13 protein-coding genes are annotated in these 18,844 nt (G+C 43.4%); 9 read left to right on the plus strand and 4 right to left on the minus strand.

Going from position 1 to position 18,844, the window contains the following annotated elements; translation table 11 throughout:
* The first annotated feature begins 170 nt into the window (after positions 1-170).
* Together rpmE and C9J47_RS16965 are read left to right on the plus strand one after the other, a co-directional pair.
* Entirely contained in the window at positions 171-383 is a 213-nt protein-coding gene (rpmE, locus tag C9J47_RS16960) for a 50S ribosomal protein L31 (RefSeq protein ID WP_006233879.1), read from the plus strand.
* Positions 384-717: 334 nt separating this feature from the next.
* On the plus strand, positions 718-1,965 hold the full coding sequence (locus tag C9J47_RS16965; protein WP_107254571.1) for a malic enzyme-like NAD(P)-binding protein: 1,248 nt from the start codon (positions 718-720) through the stop codon (positions 1,963-1,965).
* Between the two features lie 108 nt (positions 1,966-2,073).
* Here the strand turns inward: C9J47_RS16965 and C9J47_RS27155 are convergent, their stop codons facing one another.
* Complete coding sequence (locus C9J47_RS27155; RefSeq protein ID WP_170107532.1) at positions 2,074-2,220, minus strand: hypothetical protein; 147 nt, start codon at positions 2,218-2,220, stop codon at positions 2,074-2,076.
* Positions 2,221-3,037: 817 nt separating this feature from the next.
* On the opposite strand from C9J47_RS27155, the gene C9J47_RS16970 reads away from it, so the two are divergent.
* On the plus strand, positions 3,038-5,788 hold the full coding sequence (locus C9J47_RS16970; protein WP_107254572.1) for a cation-translocating P-type ATPase: 2,751 nt from the start codon (positions 3,038-3,040) through the stop codon (positions 5,786-5,788).
* Positions 5,789-5,886: 98 nt separating this feature from the next.
* Positions 5,887-7,050 carry a cation:proton antiporter gene (locus C9J47_RS16975; RefSeq protein ID WP_107254573.1) on the plus strand — a complete coding sequence of 388 codons (1,164 nt, stop codon included), beginning with the start codon at positions 5,887-5,889 and terminating at the stop codon, positions 7,048-7,050.
* A 190-nt stretch (positions 7,051-7,240) separates the two neighbouring features.
* Here C9J47_RS16975 and metJ read toward each other — a convergent pair whose 3' ends face one another.
* Entirely contained in the window at positions 7,241-7,558 is a 318-nt protein-coding gene (metJ, locus tag C9J47_RS16980) for a met regulon transcriptional regulator MetJ (RefSeq protein WP_006233871.1), read from the minus strand.
* A gap of 180 nt (positions 7,559-7,738) precedes the next feature.
* Here metJ and C9J47_RS16985 point away from each other — a divergent pair, with 180 nt between their 5' ends.
* From C9J47_RS16985 to metF, 3 genes are all read left to right on the plus strand, one after another.
* The gene (locus tag C9J47_RS16985) at positions 7,739-8,905 is read left to right on the plus strand and encodes an O-succinylhomoserine (thiol)-lyase (RefSeq protein ID WP_107254574.1); all 1,167 of its coding nucleotides are present in this window, start codon (positions 7,739-7,741) and stop codon (positions 8,903-8,905) included.
* On the plus strand, positions 8,905-11,322 hold the full coding sequence (locus C9J47_RS16990; RefSeq protein ID WP_107254575.1) for a bifunctional aspartate kinase/homoserine dehydrogenase II: 2,418 nt from the start codon (positions 8,905-8,907) through the stop codon (positions 11,320-11,322). The genes C9J47_RS16985 and C9J47_RS16990 overlap by 1 nt, the downstream gene beginning before the upstream one ends.
* A gap of 288 nt (positions 11,323-11,610) precedes the next feature.
* Positions 11,611-12,510 carry a methylenetetrahydrofolate reductase gene (gene metF, locus C9J47_RS16995; RefSeq protein ID WP_006233867.1) on the plus strand — a complete coding sequence of 300 codons (900 nt, stop codon included), beginning with the start codon at positions 11,611-11,613 and terminating at the stop codon, positions 12,508-12,510.
* 80 nt (positions 12,511-12,590) lie between these two features.
* On the opposite strand, the gene C9J47_RS17000 is transcribed toward metF, so the two are convergent.
* On the minus strand, positions 12,591-13,157 hold the full coding sequence (locus tag C9J47_RS17000; protein WP_006233866.1) for a PadR family transcriptional regulator: 567 nt from the start codon (positions 13,155-13,157) through the stop codon (positions 12,591-12,593).
* Positions 13,158-13,592: 435 nt separating this feature from the next.
* Entirely contained in the window at positions 13,593-16,223 is a 2,631-nt protein-coding gene (gene ppc, locus C9J47_RS17005; protein ID WP_107254643.1) for a phosphoenolpyruvate carboxylase, read from the minus strand.
* Between the two features lie 748 nt (positions 16,224-16,971).
* Between ppc and argC the strand changes: the two genes are divergently transcribed.
* Together argC and argB are read left to right on the plus strand one after the other, a co-directional pair.
* Positions 16,972-17,985 (plus strand): N-acetyl-gamma-glutamyl-phosphate reductase, encoded by a 1,014-nt coding sequence (gene argC / locus C9J47_RS17015; protein WP_107254577.1) that lies wholly within the window; start codon positions 16,972-16,974, stop codon positions 17,983-17,985.
* Positions 17,986-17,995: 10 nt separating this feature from the next.
* Positions 17,996-18,775, plus strand: coding sequence for an acetylglutamate kinase (argB, locus tag C9J47_RS17020; RefSeq protein WP_107254578.1), 780 nt, complete (start codon positions 17,996-17,998; stop codon positions 18,773-18,775).
* Positions 18,776-18,844: the final 69 nt, after the last annotated feature.

The raw sequence follows: 18,844 nt of genomic DNA on the forward strand, positions 1-18,844 counted from the left end.
TACTTAGTCGATAAACGGTGAAAATAGTAGCGTGTCTGTTGATCTGAGCGTAATGATTGATTATCATACGCGCCCTAATTTGTCGTTTATGCGGCATACTATTTTTAACGACGTGTGGTGCCCGGCTTTGGATCGGGAGAGCGACGCGGCCTTATACTTGAGGTTTTCCCATGAAACAAGGTATCCACCCAGATTACAGTGCAGTGAACGCTCGTTGTTCTTGCGGCAACACATTCATTTTTCAGTCTACTATGACTAAAGATGTAAACCTTGATGTGTGTGACAAATGTCACCCATTCTACACTGGTAAGCAACGTCAAGTTAGCTCTGGTGGTCGTGTTGATAAGTTCAACAAACGTTTCGGTGCTCTTGGTAGCAAGTAATTGCCCATTGAATTCCGATGAAAGGGGATGCTTATGCATCCCTTTTTTTTACCTGTTATTTGGTATTCCCCATATTTCTTTATTAAGCTAAAGCTGTGCAAGGCACTACTTTGCGTGATGGCTTACACTTCTTATTCGCCTAGTTTACTTTTTGTAGCACAATTTATACCCACTTATCTGATTGAGTTATCATATATAAAGATTCAATTGGCTTGACCAGTTGTGCTGCGCTAGGATTTTGTAGTGCTATATAATATGATCCATCTCCCAATACCGAACTGAACATCATTTTCATTCAGGATCGAGATCGCCTGTTACCTAGGACCAGAACATTATGTCGGAAGATTTTCGCCAACAAGCTCTTAATTACCACGCTTACCCTGTACCAGGAAAAACGGCCATTGCGCTAACAAAGCCAGCAGATACTGTTCAAGATCTTGCTTTAGCATACAGCCCTGGTGTTGCTGAACCCGTACGAGAAATCGCACAAAATGCTGAAAATGTTTATAAATATACTGGCAAAGGTAACATGGTTGCGGTTATTACCAACGGTACAGCTATCTTAGGTTTAGGTAATCTTGGTCCATTGGCATCGAAGCCTGTAATGGAAGGTAAATCTTTATTGTTTAAGCGCTTTGCTGGTTTAGACTCTATCGACATAGAAGTGAAGCACCGCACCATTGATGAGTTTGTTGATACAGTGGCAAACATTGCGGATACCTTTGGTGGTATTAACCTTGAAGACATTAAAGCACCAGACTGTTTTGAAATTGAAAAACGTCTGATTGAGCGTTGTTCTATTCCTGTATTCCACGATGATCAGCACGGTACAGCGATCGTAACGGCTGCAGGTATGTTGAATGCCCTTGAAATTCAAGGCAAAGAAATCAGCGAATCTGTTATTGTATGTTTAGGTGCTGGTGCGGCTGCTGTCGCGTGTATGGAACTGTTGATTAAGTCTGGCGCTCAGCGCGAGAAAATCTATATGCTTGACCGTAAAGGTGTTATTCACACTCGTCGTGATGACATCAACGAATATAAGCAGCTATTTGCTAACAACACCGACAAGCGTACGCTGGAAGATGTTATTGAAGGGGCTGATATTTTTGTTGGCGTTTCAGGTCCAAACTTATTGGCTCCAGAAGCGCTTAAGCTAATGGCTGATAAACCTGTTGTGTTTGCATGTTCAAATCCTGATCCTGAAATTAAACCAGAGCTGGCACATGCCGTTCGTGATGATCTGATTATGGGAACTGGTCGTTCTGATTACCCTAACCAGGTAAACAACGTTATTTGTTTTCCATTCATTTTCCGTGGTGCATTAGATGTACGTGCGAGCAAAATTAATGATGAAATGAAGCTAGCAGCGGTAAAAGCGATTCGTGAATTAACGAAAGAGCCAGTACCAGCTGAAGTCATGAAAGCGGCAGGTGTCGATGAGCTTGAGTTTGGTGTTAACTACATTATTCCAAAGCCAATGGATCCACGCTTGCTTCCACGTGTTGCCAAAGCGGTAGCACAAGCAGCTATTGATTCGGGTGTGGCGCAAATTGACATGCCTGTGGGTTACATGGAAAGCTAATGTAACGCCTTCAACTTTTGCTATGAACACTCAGAGCCAGCTGCACACTGTGTCGCTGGCTTTGTGCTATTTACGGTTTGACTGTACCACGAGTATTAGAACGGTATGTTATTCAGTAGGATCTCCCCCCTGCATCATGATCATTTCTGTACTGAACGAGCCTGAAAAGAGCATCGTGGTAGCCAATATAAGCATTAACATGTATTTCCCACCGATTAAACACATGCCTATCATATTAATTACTGAATTCCACATATACCACCCCATAGATTGCTGAACAAATAAAAATAAACGCTCGAGTAATATCCGTATTGCTTCGAATTACTGTAGTGAGTTTATTGTATTAGGTTAGGGGGAGTACTATTTGATTATGATCATTTTTATATTCAGCATTCATTCAAGGTTATTGATAAATATAAAATACGCTAGCTAAGTTCTATTTTTACAAAAGATAGCAATTTATTACTGTTTAGTGATGCAGTGTAACTGCTGAAATCTAATTGGTGGGATACTTACAAATATATTATTAATAACCATATTAATTACATTTTGTATTTTTAATTACAAGGCTAAATAAAACGAAACATATATGTCGACCTTGTAATGATTAGTTACAGTATGAAATTTTTAGTGTTACTTTTAATAGTTAATGAATCTTGCATTTGATTTGTTGAGTTACTGTAGACCTTTTTTATACGTTCAGTTTATTTGCATAATTCAGTACCATTATTAAGGTTCACATCACAAAAAAGCCTTTAGATACGGTCAGGCCTGCGCTTTACCCTTAATCACTCGGTTTTACCGATGTGTTTAGTCATTTATTATTCAGTCTTGTTTATGCCTGTTTACATTCTTTTTAATATTTATCGCCGATATCAATCCGAATGTTGACGGGGGTCAATAAAGTTCCCAAATAAGAATTGTGAATGCCGAAAAGTATTTCGGCATTTGAATGAATAATATAATTTAAATGCGGTCAGCTATTCTGATTGACTGTTATCAATTAATTAAGTTCAGGGCTTGCCATGTTTTGGTTGGTTTTTGTCGCCTTTATTTTGTTGGGGGTTATTGTATGCGAAAAAAGTGGTTTATAAAGACAGCGGATGACACGCTCTCAGAGTTGAATACAACGCGTTGTGGTCTTTCATCTGAGACAGTGACAGAGCGTCAAGCTGAATACGGACCAAATGAAATACAAGAGCAAGAAGGTAAGTCTGCTCTTGAAATGTTATTACACCAATTTAAAAACCCATTGATCTTTATTTTGGCTGTCGGGGCTTTGGTGTCCTTATTTACGGGTCATTATGTTGATGGTATCGCTATTACGGTGATTATTGTCATCAATGCGTTGATTGCGTTTTGGCAAGAAATGAAAGCAAAAAAGGGGATGGATGCCCTAAAAGAGATGGCAGCACCCAACGCAGAGGTCGTGCGTGACGGAGAAGTGTTGTCGATTCCAGCACGAGAATTGGTGCCTGGTGACATTTTAACGATTAATACTGGTGACATTTTAGCTGCTGATGTTCGAATCATTGAAGCCAATCGGCTCTCTATTGATGAAGCAGCCCTTACCGGTGAATCAGAGCCTGTCGATAAAGCGATTGCAGCTTTAGATGGTGACAATATTGGCTTAGGTGACCAAGTAAATATGGGCTTTATGACCACGATTGTAACCTCAGGTAATGGTTACGGTGTTGTGGTAGGCACTGGAATGCAGACCGAAGTTGGCCATATTGCTGACTTGATGACGAATACCGAAGAAACAAAAACACCGATGCAAGTGCGTATGGATACTATCGCTCATACCTTGATGATTGCAGCGTTGGTAGTTGTTGCTGTGGTGTGTGCGATTGGTTTGTACCACGGTATGCCATGGCTAGAAATTCTGAGCACTGGTATTTCATTGTCGGTAGCTGCGATTCCTGAAGGCTTGCCAACTGTAGTATCCATTGTATTGACAATGGGTTCGACCAAAATGGTGAAGAGCAATGCCTTGGCAAAACAGCTTTCTGCTATTGAAACTTTGGGCTCAACAACGGTTATTTGTTCAGACAAAACGGGCACGTTGACACAAAACCAAATGCAGGTAATGCAAGCGTATGATGCATCGGGTCGCCAGTGGAAAGTGACTGGTAAAGGTTTTGATCCTAAAGGAGAGTTTATTCCTCAAGATCATAATACAGCGGTAACAGACAGCCCGGAAATGATGCAAGGTTTGACTGTTGCAACGTTATGTAACGATGCTCAATATTTACAAGATGAAGGTAAATATACGGTGCGCGGTAATCCAACTGAAGGCGCATTGATTGTAGCGGCCGCGAAAGCTGGCTTGCAGCAAGGCACTATGTTGGCGTCGGGTGATTTTACCTTAATTGAGAAATTTCCGTTCGACTCTGGTCGAAAAATGGCATCGGTAATTGTACGAGATAAAGCTGGCCAACATTTCTTGGCTGTAAAAGGAGCACCAGATGTCATCTTGCGTAAAGCATCGGGCTTTATGGCTGACGGTAATGTGGTAGTCCATTCGAGTCAGGAAATGCGAGGGAACTTGGCACTGGCGTCTAGTCCTGCTGAGCAACATATTGCGAATTACCAGAAAGCGATTGAAGAGTTTGCTGATCAAGCACTGCGTACACTTGCTGTTGGCTTCCGCCCTTTGACAGATGAAGACTTAGAGCGTGATCACCATGAGTTGGAGCATGACATCACAATCCTAGGTTTATACGGCATCATGGATCCTCCACGCCCTGAAGTGCGTGATGCGATAAATAGCTGTTTTGATGCAGGTGTTCGTACTGTCATGATCACTGGTGACCATGCCTTAACAGCTGCTGCTGTTGCTCGAGATATTGGCATTATCCGCAGTGATAACGATAAGGTCATTACAGGAGCTCAACTGGATGAAATGGACGATGAAGAACTGCGTCGTATCTGTCCTGAGGTTGCCGTCTATGCTCGCGTTAGCCCAGAGCATAAACTTCGTATCGTGAAAGCACAGCAAGAAAACAATGAAGTACCTGCAATGACTGGTGATGGTGTGAATGATGCACCAGCACTTCGTCGAGCGGATATTGGGGTAGCGATGGGCATTTCTGGTACCTCGGTAGCGAAAGACTCTGGCGACCTGATTTTGTTGGATGATAACTTCAGCACGATTGTGAAAGCAGTGCGTCAAGGTCGTCAGATCTTTGATAATTTACGTAAGTTCATTCGTCAGGCATTGACAGCGAACGTGGGTGAAGTAGCAGTAATACTGATTGCTTTCTTAGTGATGGGGCCTGCAACTATTTTGCCGCTTACACCATTGATGATCTTATGGATCAACTTAGTCTCTGATGGCCTACCTGCGTTGGCATTAGGGGTTGAGCCGGAAGAGAACGACGTGATGTCGCGTAAACCGCGTAAGCGTAACGAAGGCTTCTTTGGCGATAGCTTGGGTGTCAGAATTGTAATTCGTGGTTTGGCATTGGGTGGCATGAGTTACCTAGCATTTAGCTGGGTATTAAATGCAGGTCACAGTGCTGAATATGCACAGACAGTGGCGTTTGCGATGCTGATTTTCTCTCAACTATGGCACCTGTTTGATTCGCGTAGTTTTACAACGTTATACCGTAAAAATCCATTCACCAATAAGTATCTACTTGGTGCTGTGGCGTTGTCTGCCACGTTATCTTTAGCGGTGATTTACACTGGCTTTGGTCAATTGGTCTTCAATACTGAGTCACTATCATTCGGTCACTTGTTGGCTGTGGTTGTTGCGGCATCAGTACCGACCTTTGTGCTATCAGGCATCAAAGAAATAACGAAAGTGAAATTCGTCTAACCCGTTGGCCTGCAATTCCGCAATGGATTGCAGGCTGCTTTTTATGAGCAATGGATTGCAAGCTAATTCTATGAGTAATGTAATACAGAGGTTATGACGTGAAAAAGATTATCGTATATTCCGCACTCTTATTGGTGGGGCTGATTTGTTCTCAACTACTACCATCTTTTATTCCAAGTTATAGCAAGTTGCAACCAGTCATTATGGTGCTGACCATGTCGGCACTGGCTTACATTATGATCAATGTGGGCCGTGAGTTTGAAATTGATAAAAACAACCTGAAACAATACCGCTGGGATTATGTTGTCGCCATGACAACAGCAACATTCCCATGGATTGCTGTCGTGGTGTATTTCATCTTTGTGCTAATGCCACCAGAGCTATGGAGCAACGTAGATGCTTGGAAAGAAACATTAGTTATTGGTCGTTTTGCTGCACCAACATCGGCAGGGGTGTTATTTGCCATGCTGACTGCTGCTGGGTTAGGCGCAACATGGGTATTTAATAAAGCCCGTATTTTGGCCATTTTTGATGACTTAGATACTGTGCTGCTGATGATTCCATTGTCTATTTTAGTTGTGGGATGGCAACCCGCGCTAGGCCTGACGTTAGTGTTAATGTTTGGTCTATTGGCGCTGGGTTATCGTTATTTACATTTGTGGTCTATTCCTTCTTCAGCTTCTGCCGTGTTGGGGTATGCCGTTGTGATAGCTGTTGTGTGCGAATTGTTTTACCTACGCAGCGGTGTGCATTTTGAAGTCTTGTTACCTGCGTTTGTGTTGGGTTGCATGATGAAATCGCAGCATGAGTCGGCGTCTGATCAACAGCTATCCAGCTTGATTGCAGGTGTATTCATGGTGTTGGTTGGCTTAAGTTTGCCACAAATTTTTGGTTCGGCTGATATTACTGCGTCTGATAGCATCACGCTCTCTATGCCTGCTATGTCATTGGCTGAAATTACTTACCATGTTGTCGTTATCTCGATCATTGCCAATGTCGGCAAGATGTTCCCTCTATTTTGTTACCGCAAAGAAGCTTCACTCAGAGAGCGATTGGCGTTGTCGATTAGTATGTGGCCGCGCGGTGAAGTGGGGGCTGGTGTGTTGATGATCAGTCTTGGTTATGGCTTTGGTGGACCGATTGTCACTATCAGCATGCTGTCGTTAGCACTGAACTTGGTACTGACTGGTGTGTTTATTATGGTGGTGAGAAAACTCATTCTAAATGAAAGACAGGAAGGAGAAAGCTATGAAAAGGCGTGAACTTAAATTGCTAGGTATTGTGATTACTATTTTTCTTTTTACATTGATGATAGGGCGTGCGGCGTAAGCGGAGAACTAATAAGTAAAAGCTGTTATTAAAAATCACAAAAAGTAGCGTGTTTCCATATTTGCTGACTGTGGTACCAGAGTTGTCACCACAGTCAGTTTTTTTGTACCTAGAAGATGAACGTTATTCGTTGATGTCTTCGTAAGTAATGCCCATTTCATCCATGATCGCTTTCGCTTCTGCTGGAAGTGCATCTGGACAATCTTTACGAATATCGTCATCAGTTGGTAACGGCTGACCTGTATAAGCATGTAGGAATGCTTCACACAGTAATTCACTGTTTGTTGCATGACGCAGGTTATTTACCTGGCGACGAGTGCGTTCATCAGTCAAGATTTTTAAAACCTTTAATGGAATCGAAACAGTAATTTTCTTAACTTGTTCGTTTTTCTTACCATGTTCCGCGTATGGGCTGATGTACTCGCCATTCCACTCTGCCATGTTCTACCTTCTCAGCGATATTAGGGCTAAATAATTATAACCCGAATTTTAGCCGGATTTACCGCCACATGCAAAGACATATAGACGTCTAGAAGTGTTGACGTCTTAGTTTAATGTCGGTAATGTTGTTGTTGCTATTTTATTCAGGAACGGGCTAAGCCTGAAACAAGGAAGGTAATAATGAGTGACAAGCAACTTGCCACCATCGCTGTGCGCACAGGTATTGAATCAGACAGTCAGCACAACGCTGTTGTTCCACCTATTTATCTGACATCGACTTATAGTTTCCCCAAACTCGGTGAGTTACCGCAGTACGACTATTCTCGATCAGGCAATCCCACGCGGAACATGTTAGCTGATGCCTTATCTGATCTCGAAGGCGGTGCCGGTGGCGTTGTGACGAGTTGCGGAACTGCTGCAATTAACTTGCTTGTATCGGCATTGCTTAGCCCTGATGATTTAATTATTGCCCCGCATGATTGTTATGGTGGTACTTACCGTCTGTTTAATACACGTGCTAATAAAGGCGATTTTAACGTTTTATTTATCGATCAGTCAGATCCCGTAGCGCTTGCTCAAGCGCTGGCGAAAAAACCTAAAATTGTTTGGGTTGAAACCCCGTCGAACCCATTATTACGTGTGATTGATGTAGAAGCATTGTGCCAGCAAGCTAAAGCGGTTGGCGCGCAGGTTGCCGTTGATAACACCTTTCTTTCTCCGCTTTTACAGCAACCTATTAAATTAGGCGCTGATTTTGTGGTGCATTCGACGACGAAATACATCAATGGTCATTCGGATGTTGTGGGTGGCGTTTTAATTTCAAAAGATGCAGATCAAGCAGAAAACATTGCTTGGTGGGCTAACTGCATTGGTGCTACGGGTGCACCGTTTGATGCTTACTTAACATTACGTGGTTTGCGTACGTTAGGTGCAAGAATGCGGATGCATGAAGAGAATGGTGCCGAGATCCTTAAGTATCTACAAACAAATGCTCTGGTTGGCCAAATTTATCACCCTAGTTTGCCTGAGCACCCAGGCCATGATATTGCAGCGCGTCAGCAAAAAGGGTTTGGTTCCATGCTTAGCTTTGAGCTGGCAGGTACTTACCGTCAACTTGAAGTTTTCGTTGAGGCATTAAAATTATTTTCATTAGCAGAATCATTAGGTGGAACCGAAAGCTTAATTGCGCATCCATCAAGCATGACACACCGTGCGATGTCTGATGAAGCACAAGCAGAAGCTGGTATTAAAACGTCACTGTTACGCCTTTCTGTTGGTTTGGAAGATCCTCAAGATTTAATTAACGATCTTGAACAAGCATTTACTCTGGCTGCGGAGGCGGTGTAATGGTTCAAACAGTGAAACGTCAATTGCATAAATTTGGTGGCAGTAGTCTGGCAGATCCAGAATGCTACCGCCGTGTTGCGGGTATTCTGCGAGAATATTCCCACCCGAATGATCTTATTGTGGTCTCTGCGGCGGGCAAAACTACCAATTGCCTAATTGAATGGGTAGAGCGCCTAGGTAAAGATGGGCGTCAAGCACATGAAACATTACAAGAGCTACGTCAGTTTCAGCAACACTTAATTGAAGCGTTAGTGCATGGCGAGCAAGCTGATCGATTACTGAGCCAGTTACACGCTGAATTAAGCGAACTGGCAAAGCTAAGTGGATTAGAAATCACAGAGGCAGTACGTTCTTCGATACTCGGCCATGGGGAGCTATGGTCGGCGCGACTGCTAGCGGCATTGCTTAATAGTAATAATATGTCTGCGGTCAGTTTAGATTCTCGTGACTTCCTGCGTGCTGAACGTGCAGTTCAGCCAGAAGTGGATCGCACACTTTCAAGGCCGTTATTACAACAGCAACTGGTTCAGCATAATAAGTGCCGTATTGTGATCACTGGTTTTATGGCGCGTAACCAAACGTCAGAAACGGTGCTACTTGGGCGAAATGGGTCGGATTATTCGGCAACGGTTATCGGGGCATTAGCGGACGTTTCTCGCGTTACGATCTGGAGTGATGTGGCGGGCGTGTACAGCGCGGATCCTCGCAAAGTTGCTGACGCATGTTTGTTGCCCTTATTACGCTTAGACGAAGCTGATGAACTTGCCCGCCTTGCCGCGCCAGTCTTACACAGTCGAACACTTCAACCTGTTGCGCAAAGCACGATTGATCTCACTTTGCGATGCAGCCATCAGCCAGAATCAGGTTCGACACGTGTCGAGCGAGTGTTGGCTTCTGGGCGTGGTGCCAAAATCGTAACCTCATTAGATGAAGTCTGTTTAATTGAATTAGATGTACCGCGATCTCATGATTTTGATGCAATAAAAACCGATATAGAACGTACTCTGCAGCGAGCTCAGTTATTGCCACTAGCGCAAAGTGCTGAAGTCGAGTTAGGACGTATTTTATTGGCTTATACCAGTGAAATGGTGAACTGCGTATTAGAGCTATTACAGAATCGTGGTGTCGCAGCAGAGCTACGCCTGCGCGAAGGTTTCTCGATGGTTGCGGCTGTCGGTGCTGGCGTCGTCAATAATCCAGTGCATTGTCATGGCTTTTATCAGCAGCTAAAAGGGCTACCGGTTGAGTTCATGACTGAAGCGGAATCAGGGTTAAGTTTGATCGCCGTATTGCGTAAAGTCGATACCGAAGGTTTGGTCGCCCGTATTCACCAAAGCTTATTCCAAGCCCAAAAACGTGTCGGTATTGTTTTATGTGGTAAAGGCAATATCGGTAGCCGTTGGCTTGAATTATTTGAGCGAGAAAAAGAACAGCTAGAAAAACGCCACGGTATGAGCTTTACCTTGGTTGGGGTGGTTGATAGCAGCCGTCATTGGATTGATTTTAGCGGTATTAACCCTAAACGTGCACTCAATAGCTTTGATGAGGAAGCCATTAGTTATGCTAATGGGGAGTTATTTCCCGCATTAGCGTCGAGTGATTATGACGATGTCGTCATCTTAGATGTGACTGCCAGTGCTCAACTTGCAGCAAGGTATCCCTGCATTGCGGAAAGTGGTCTGCATCTGATTTCAGCAAATAAAGTCGCAGGATCAGCCTCGAGTAAAGATTATCATGCGGTTCAAGATGCTTTTGCTAAAACCAGCCGTCATTGGTTATATAACGCAACAGTAGGGGCAGGTTTACCCGTTAACCATACCGTGCGTGATTTACGTGAGAGTGGCGATGACATTATCGCAGTTTCAGGTATCTTTTCGGGTACGTTATCGTGGCTATTTCAGCAATATGATGGCGCATTACCGTTTTCTCAGTTAATTGAGCAGGCTTGGCAGCAAGGCTTAACAGAGCCAGATCCTCGCCATGATTTGGATGGTAGCGATGTGATGCGAAAGCTTGTCATACTGGCGCGTGAATCAGGTTTAGAGATTGAACCTGAGCAGGTGAAAGTCGAATCCTTGGTACCTGATGATTTAGCGGCATTGAGCATCGATGGCTTTTTTGAACAGGCCGAAAAACTGGATGAGCTGTTACTTGAACGTTTAACGAAAGCACAGCAAGAAGATAAAGTATTGCGCTATGTTGCTCGCTTAGATAAAAATGGCAAAGCCAATGTGGGCGTAGAAGCGTTGCCTCAAGAGCATGCATTAGCCAATTTATTACCTTGTGATAATATTTTTGCGATTGAAAGCCGTTGGTATCGTGATAATCCGTTGGTTATCCGTGGCCCAGGTGCGGGGCGTGATGTCACCGCTGGTGCCTTGTTGTCTGATATTAATCGTCTTGCTGCGCTTCTATAAAATAGGATGAATACTTACCTTAATAGTATGAATGTTTACCATAGGGTATAGGATTGGCCGTAATCACTGAATGATATTAAAAACCCGCTATATGCGGGTTTTTGCTTATTTGGCGTATATTTACTATGTTGAAGTTTATGCAATGTTAACTTGAAAAAAATTCATGATCACTTTGTTGACATTAAATTGGTTACACGACATTCTGTAGACATATAGACGTCTAAACGGTTATTTAAGACGTCACCATTTGGGGAGCTGGCCACACGGCCAAAAAGGAAGGGATTCACTATGGGATACTCTCACGCAAGTCATCTAGACTCGTTAAACCAGAACATTGCTGATATTAACGGTGATATCAATGTTTCTTTTGAATTCTTTCCACCAAGCAGTGAAAAGATGGAAGAAACCTTATGGCATTCAATTCACCGCTTAAAAACACTGAAGCCAAAATTTGTTTCTGTAACTTATGGTGCAAATTCTGGTGAGCGTGATCGTACCCACTCCATTATTAAAGACATTAAAGATCAAACAGGGCTGATTGCTGCACCTCATTTAACCTGTATTGATGCGAGCCGTGACGAGCTGCGTACTATTGCTCGAGATTATTGGCGCAATGGTATTCGTGATATCGTCGCGCTACGTGGTGATTTACCCGCTCAAGGCACTAAGCCTGACATGTATGCAGCCGATTTGGTTGAGTTACTACGTAAAGAAGCTGATTTTGATATTTCAGTTGCGGCTTACCCTGAAGTGCACCCAGAAGCGAAAAGTGCTCAGGCAGATTTGATTAATCTAAAACGTAAAGTGGATGCGGGCGCTAGCCGAGCCATTACCCAGTTTTTCTTTGATGTAGAAAGCTACTTACGTTTTCGTGACCGCTGTGTGGCTGCTGGTATCGATGTTGAGATTGTACCTGGTATCTTGCCTGTTTCTAACATGACGCAAGCCAAGCGCTTTGCAGCGGCCAATAACGTGAAGATCCCAGGTTGGCTAGAGAAGCAGTACCAAGGCTTAGATGATGATCTTCTTAGTCGTCAGATGTTAGGTGCGAGTAATGCCATTGATATGGTTCGAGTGCTGAGCCGAGAAGGGGTGAAAGATTTTCACTTCTATACACTGAATCGTGCAGAGTTGACGTATGCGATTTGCCATACATTAGGTGTACGTGCCGAAGTTGAAGCTAAATAAATCATGCTTCCCAAATGTTAGAATTAAAAAAAGCCGCTGTTGCGGCTTTTTTATTATCAATAAATACTCAGTAAAGAATATTAATTGATTTGAACATCGCTATCAGCGCTATCCATATCTTTCAATTCAGCTAACACTTCTTCAGCCCAGTAAATCCAAGCTTGACGGTTGTGTACACCACGACGAAGCGTTAGGCGATCTAAGCGCGCTTGACGATCCATTTCTTTGTGATTAGCAAAGTGGATTTTCTCAAGCTCAGCGTAGTGACCCATTAAAGTATGAGACTCTTCGATTAGCGCTTCTAGTTGCTGTTGCATGGGTTCAGAATTATGAACACCACAAACAAGCAGTTTCGCTGAGAACTCATCACGAATAGTTGGATTACGAGCTGGTTCTTGGAACCACTCAAGTAATGCCTGACGTCCTAGATCAGTAATTGAATAGACCTTGCGATCTGGTTTACCGTCTTGGGGCTCTAGTTGACAAGTTACTTGGTCGTTGCCGGCCATCTTATTCAGTTCACGGTACACCTGCTGGTGGCTCGCTTTCCAAAAGTAACCAATACTGTGTGAGAATTCTTTTGTTATATCGTAACCAGTAGCATCTCTGCTACATAGTACTGTTAGTATTACGTGAGGTAGTGACATCTCTTCTATCCGATAAAATACGACAAAATAAAAAAAACAATCAAACGGACGTTACCCTTCGCTCTTTGGCGTTTTATAATCGTCTTGTTGCACTGCTTGATTGAGATCGCACAGAGTATCATTAATATACTCAATATCGATACCTAGCTGACTAAATTTATTATTCATCAAAGCAATAAATTACACATCTTGTGACCTACGTTTGAATCTTTCATTATTTACGGCACTGCACTTAAGTTTTAAACAATCTGGTTCATATCGTTTTTTGACTCTAGCGCAGTGACTAGTGAATTGAATGTCTCATTGTTGAGATTGAAAGGGAATTAAATGTGTCGAGCAGAATAATGCAGCTGTTTAAAGGTAAGTAAAGCGGTGAGCAGCATAAAATAAAGGCCGCAAAAGCGACCTTTATGAGGGGGGAATTATTTTGTTAGCTTAACCTGTGTTACGCATACCTGTTGCGATACCGGCAATACTGACCATGAGCGCTTCTTCTAAAATCGGCGATGGTTCGTCTTGTTGACGGGTTCGGTACAATAATTCAGCTTGTAGCATATTGAGTGGCTCAACATAAATATTACGTAAGCGGATTGCTTCAGCGCCCCAAGGATTTTGCTCCATGAGGTGTGCGTTATTTTCCACGTTTAAAACGGCTTTAATATCTTGCTGTAGCTGATCACGTAATTTCTGCCCCAACGGCCATAACGACTTGTCTGTTAAGCGTTGGTCATAGTATTCAGCGATACCCACATTCGTCTTGGTGTACACCATTTCTAACATGCCTAAGCGTGTAGAGAAGAATGGCCACTCACGACACATGTCTTCTAAGAGCTGCGCGTGCCCTTTGTCGATAGAATATTGAATGGCTTCACCAGCACCTAGCCATGCAGGCAGTAGCAGGCGGTTTTGTGACCATGCAAAAATCCACGGAATTGCACGTAAGCTTTCAACACCACCGTTAGGATTACGCTTTGCAGGACGCGAACCCAACGGTAATTTACCCAGTTCGAGTTCTGGCGTCGCAGCGCGAAAGTAAGGAACGAACTCGTCGCTACCACGAACCACGTTACGGTATGATTCACAAGAGACCTCTGACAGCACATCCATCAAATCACACCATTCTTTTTTCGGTGCTGGTGGCGGTAATAGGTTCGCTTCTAGTGTCGCGCTCGCATATAGGCTTAAGCTATTTACGGCTACGTCAGGTAGACCAAGCTTGAAGCGAATCATTTCACCTTGCTCTGTAACGCGTAGGCCGCCTTTTAAGCTACGAGGTGGTTGCGAGAGTAGTGCTGCATGAGCTGGCGCACCACCACGACCAATAGAGCCACCACGGCCGTGGAATAGCGTTAGTTCGACACTGGCATCTTCACAGACTTCAACTAATTCTTCCATTGCACGGTATTGTGCCCAACCTGCCGCCATTACGCCGGCATCTTTGGCTGAATCAGAGTAGCCAATCATTACCATTTGATGGTTTTGAATGAAACCGCGATACCAATCAATACTCATTAATTCTTTAATAACGGATGCACCGTTATTTAAATCATCAAGTGTTTCAAATAGTGGGCACACATCCAGACGGAATGGACAGCCCGCTTCTTTCAGTAGTAGGTGAACAGCAAGCACATCTGATGCCGTGCGGGCCATTGAAATAACGTAAGCGCCTAATGCTTCACGAGATTGCTCTGCAACGGCTTTACAAGTGTCGAGTACTTCTTGCACTTCTGCCGATGGTTGCCAAGCTAGTGGTAAAAGAGGACGCTTAGATGCTAATTCACGCACTAAGAACGCGACTTTATCTTGTTCATTCCATTGTTCGTAATCACCAAGGCCTAGGTAGCGGGTCAGTTCAGAAATAACATCTGAGTGACGAGTGCTTTCTTGACGGATATCAAGACGCACAAGGTGGATGCCGAAACATTTAATACGGCGAAGTACATCAAGTAATAGGCCATCTGCAATAATGCCCATACCGCATTCGCGCAATGACTGGTAACACGCATGTAGCGGTGTCCAGAGTTGATCAACATCATCAATGGTGGCGAGGTTTGGCGCATCTTGCTTTTTAATCTTGGCATCCAATACATCACGGGTATTGGTTAGCTTGGTGCGTAAATCTTTTAAAATAGCGCGGTAGGGTTCGTGTTCATCACCCGCGAGTTCGCGAACTTGGTCATTACATTTAACCATTGATAGTTCACTAACTAATTCTTGAATATCTCCCAAGAATAAATCTGCAGCTTTCCAGCGAGAAAGTAGCATCACTTCACGCGTCACGTCAGAGGTGACAAATGGGTTGCCGTCTCGGTCACCGCCCATCCAAGAGGTAAATTTTACGGGAGATGCATCTAATGGCAGGTTTTCCCCCAGGTGTTGTACGAGTTTTTCATCAAACTGACGTAAAAATTCAGGTACCGCATGCCAGAGAGAATTTTCAACAACCGCAAATCCCCATTTTGCTTCATCAAGCGGAGTCGGGCGTTGCTTACGAATAACATCGGAATGCCATGCTTGCGCGATCAGCTGCTCTAGGCGTTGTTCAACACGCTGACGTTCGCTGGGAGATAACTCACTCAACTCAAGGTTTGATAAGCATTTATTAATCTGTACCAATTTGTGGATCATGGTACGTCGAGCAATTTCGGTTGGGTGTGCTGTTAGTACTAGTTCGATATTTAAATCGCGCACCGCCTGAATGGAATCAAACTGGCTGATATTGTTGGCATTCAGTTTGCCAAATAAAGAATCGATCGAATCAGGGCTGCAAATTTGCTCTTCGCAGTGGCGAGAAATTGTATGGTACTGTTCAGCAATATTGGTCAAATTCAAAAATTGACTAAAGGCGCGAGCGACAGGAAGAAGTTGGTCGTCGGGAAGGTTTTGCAACTCGTCGATTAACTTAGCACGATCGCTATCATTGCCTGCGCGAGCAGATTTAGACAGCTTACGTATGGTTTCTACCTTATCAAATAGAGGCTCCCCATGCGCATCTTTAATCGTATTACCCAGCATGTGGCCGAGCATACTTACGTTACTTCTTAACGCACTGTACTTTTCATTCATATCGCATCCATCTCGTAATTTTGTTACATCAAATTCATCCATATACTTAACAATCTAGCCGCGATCCCACTTTCAGGTCAACATCGATTGCATTTATCAGTGATAAATCGAGCTAGATTTGATTTTAGTCATACACTTGCTTCAAGCCTGAAACTTTATTTCGTAAAAATGGGTCATAAAGCACGTTTTTTGTGTGCTTTTGCTTATTTGGATGAAAAATGAAGCGGTGATGGTTTGCTTTGTCATCATCATGCCGTCAGGAATTATGCTTTAGTAAGCTTATTATTAAAGAAAGGGAAACTCAGCGAAGTTGGTCAAATTTAATGAGGGATAGATTGGAGGGGCATGATGGTGTGTAGATTTGTGCTTTTGACGGTTTTACCAGTGAATCTGGTGGAATAAGGATAAATGAGACTACATATAAGCGGATATTGAGGAGAAATGGCATTTTTTCTGCTTCTGCTGTTGACAGTGAATAGATTAATCGGTAAACATATTAATTCAGAAGGCGTGAATAAAAATCTATTCTCCGCATTCACATCGATTTGCATGGATAGCAAACAGATTTTTGAACAAGACGTAGGAAAAATTAACATGAACCAAGCGATGATTAACAATCAAGATTCCCTCCGACGACGCTAAGTCTTAATCGCTTGGTGCCTCGCGCGCACCTCATCATTAGCTGCATCAGCAGCGCTGTTTCAAACCAAAAGCTTTTACAATCAAAGCCAAATAAACGGAAATCATTATGTTGAACACCCTTATTGTAGGCGCTAGCGGCTACACCGGTGCCGAACTAGCAAAAATGGTGCACGTACATCCACATCTTGAACTCGCTGGTTTATATGTTTCAGCCAATAGCTTAGATGCAAATAAACCTATTAGTGATTTACATGGCCAGTTAAAAGGCATTGTTGATCTACCTCTACAGCCATTAACCAACCCTGAAGCTATTGCCCAACAAGCTGACATTGTTCTGCTTGCGACAGCGCATGAAGTTAGCCATAACCTAGCCCCTATTTTTCTTTCCGCAGGGTGTCAGGTGTTTGACTTGTCTGGTGCGTTTAGGGTTAAAGATGATGATTTTTATAAAGATTGTTATGGTTTTGAACATCAACATGTCCAGTGGTTAGAGCAAGCTGTATACGGACTTGCAGAGTGGAGTAGCGAAGCCGTAAAACAAGCACAGTTAATTGCGGTTCCGGGTTGTTACCCTACAGCGTCACAGTTGGCATTGAAGCCATTGCTTGAAGCTGGGCTTATCGATAAAAATCAATGGCCTGTTATTAATGCTGTCAGTGGTGTTTCAGGCGCAGGTCGTAAAGCATCAATGGTGAATAGTTATTGCGAAGTGAGCCTACAAGCTTACGGTGTATTTACTCACCGGCATCAGCCTGAAATTGCTAGCCACCTTGACTGTGACGTTATTTTCACACCGCATCTTGGTAATTTTAAGCGCGGTATTCTTGCAACGATCACCGCGAAATTAGCAGATGGTGCTAATATGCAACAGGTGTCTCAGTGTATGGCTGATGCATATCAATTATCAGACGATGCCCATGCGGTTCGTTTACTGGGGGAACAAACAGCAAGTATCCAAAATGTTGTTAATACTTGTTTCTGTGATATTGGCTGGAAGGTACAAGGTCAGCACATTGTTTTAACATCAGCGATTGATAACTTATTGAAAGGTGCTTCATCACAAGCGATGCAGTGCATAAATATTCGAAATGCATTTCCGCAATTAACGGCGTTGGTATAGGAGCATCACTATGAGCAAGATCCCTTTAGTTATTAAGTTAGGTGGTGCTGTTCTGTCATGTAACGACACCCTTGAAAAGTTATTTACCGCGATTAGTGCATATCAAGCCTCGGCACAGCGTCCATTACTGCTGGTACATGGTGGTGGTTATCTTGTTGATGATTTGATGAAGAAGCTGCAACTGGAAACGGTTAAGAAAGAAGGTTTGCGAGTAACACCTAAAGCGCAAATCCCTTTCATTGCCGGTGCGTTAGCGGGAACCGCTAATAAAATGTTGCAAGGGCAAGCGATTAAATCAGGTGTCGCGGCGGTGGGTTTAAGCTTAGCCGATGGTGGTTTGTGTCAAATTACTGAACTAGACCCAGAATTAGGATCAGTTGGTAAAGCTGCACCTGGCAATGGTGAACTGGTTAGTCAGATTATGGCATCTGGGTATTTACCAATAGTGAGCTCAATTGGTTTAGATGCCAATGGTGAGTTGATGAACGTCAATGCCGATCAAGCGGCAGTGGCAGTAGCTGCGGCATTAGATGCTGAATTAGTACTACTTTCTGATGTGAGTGGCGTATTAGATGGCAAGGGTCATTTAATTTCAGCGCTAACTGAACAACAAGCTGAAGACTTAATCACGCAAGCGGTTATTACTGACGGAATGATAGTGAAAGTTCGTGCGGCTATTGAAGCGGCAAAAGCGTTAGGTCGTCCTATCGAAGTGGCGACGTGGCGTTACCCCGATAAATTAGCGGCTTTGTTTGATGGGAAAAACATCGGGACCAAGTTTTCAAGTTAGGTTCTGATCAAGGTTTTAAACGAGGCACTCAGCGAAACAGAATATGTAACACCGATTTCAATCTATATT

The organism is Photobacterium indicum (assembly GCF_003026215.1).
Lineage (GTDB): Bacteria > Pseudomonadota > Gammaproteobacteria > Enterobacterales > Vibrionaceae > Photobacterium > Photobacterium indicum.

Excerpts from the sequence above, each read along its gene's own strand:
- rpmE (WP_006233879.1), top strand. The coding sequence starts at position 171 with ATGAAACAAGGTATCCACCCAGATTACAGTGCAGTGAACGCTCGTTGT.
- C9J47_RS16965 (WP_107254571.1), top strand. The coding sequence starts at position 718 with ATGTCGGAAGATTTTCGCCAACAAGCTCTTAATTACCACGCTTACCCT.
- C9J47_RS27155 (WP_170107532.1), bottom strand. The coding sequence starts at position 2,220 with ATGTGGAATTCAGTAATTAATATGATAGGCATGTGTTTAATCGGTGGG.
- C9J47_RS16970 (WP_107254572.1), top strand. The coding sequence starts at position 3,038 with ATGCGAAAAAAGTGGTTTATAAAGACAGCGGATGACACGCTCTCAGAG.
- metJ (WP_006233871.1), bottom strand. The coding sequence starts at position 7,558 with ATGGCAGAGTGGAATGGCGAGTACATCAGCCCATACGCGGAACATGGT.
- C9J47_RS16985 (WP_107254574.1), top strand. The coding sequence starts at position 7,739 with ATGAGTGACAAGCAACTTGCCACCATCGCTGTGCGCACAGGTATTGAA.
- C9J47_RS16990 (WP_107254575.1), top strand. The coding sequence starts at position 8,905 with ATGGTTCAAACAGTGAAACGTCAATTGCATAAATTTGGTGGCAGTAGT.
- metF (WP_006233867.1), top strand. The coding sequence starts at position 11,611 with ATGGGATACTCTCACGCAAGTCATCTAGACTCGTTAAACCAGAACATT.
- C9J47_RS17000 (WP_006233866.1), bottom strand. The coding sequence starts at position 13,157 with ATGTCACTACCTCACGTAATACTAACAGTACTATGTAGCAGAGATGCT.
- ppc (WP_107254643.1), bottom strand. The coding sequence starts at position 16,223 with ATGAATGAAAAGTACAGTGCGTTAAGAAGTAACGTAAGTATGCTCGGC.
- argC (WP_107254577.1), top strand. The coding sequence starts at position 16,972 with ATGTTGAACACCCTTATTGTAGGCGCTAGCGGCTACACCGGTGCCGAA.
- argB (WP_107254578.1), top strand. The coding sequence starts at position 17,996 with ATGAGCAAGATCCCTTTAGTTATTAAGTTAGGTGGTGCTGTTCTGTCA.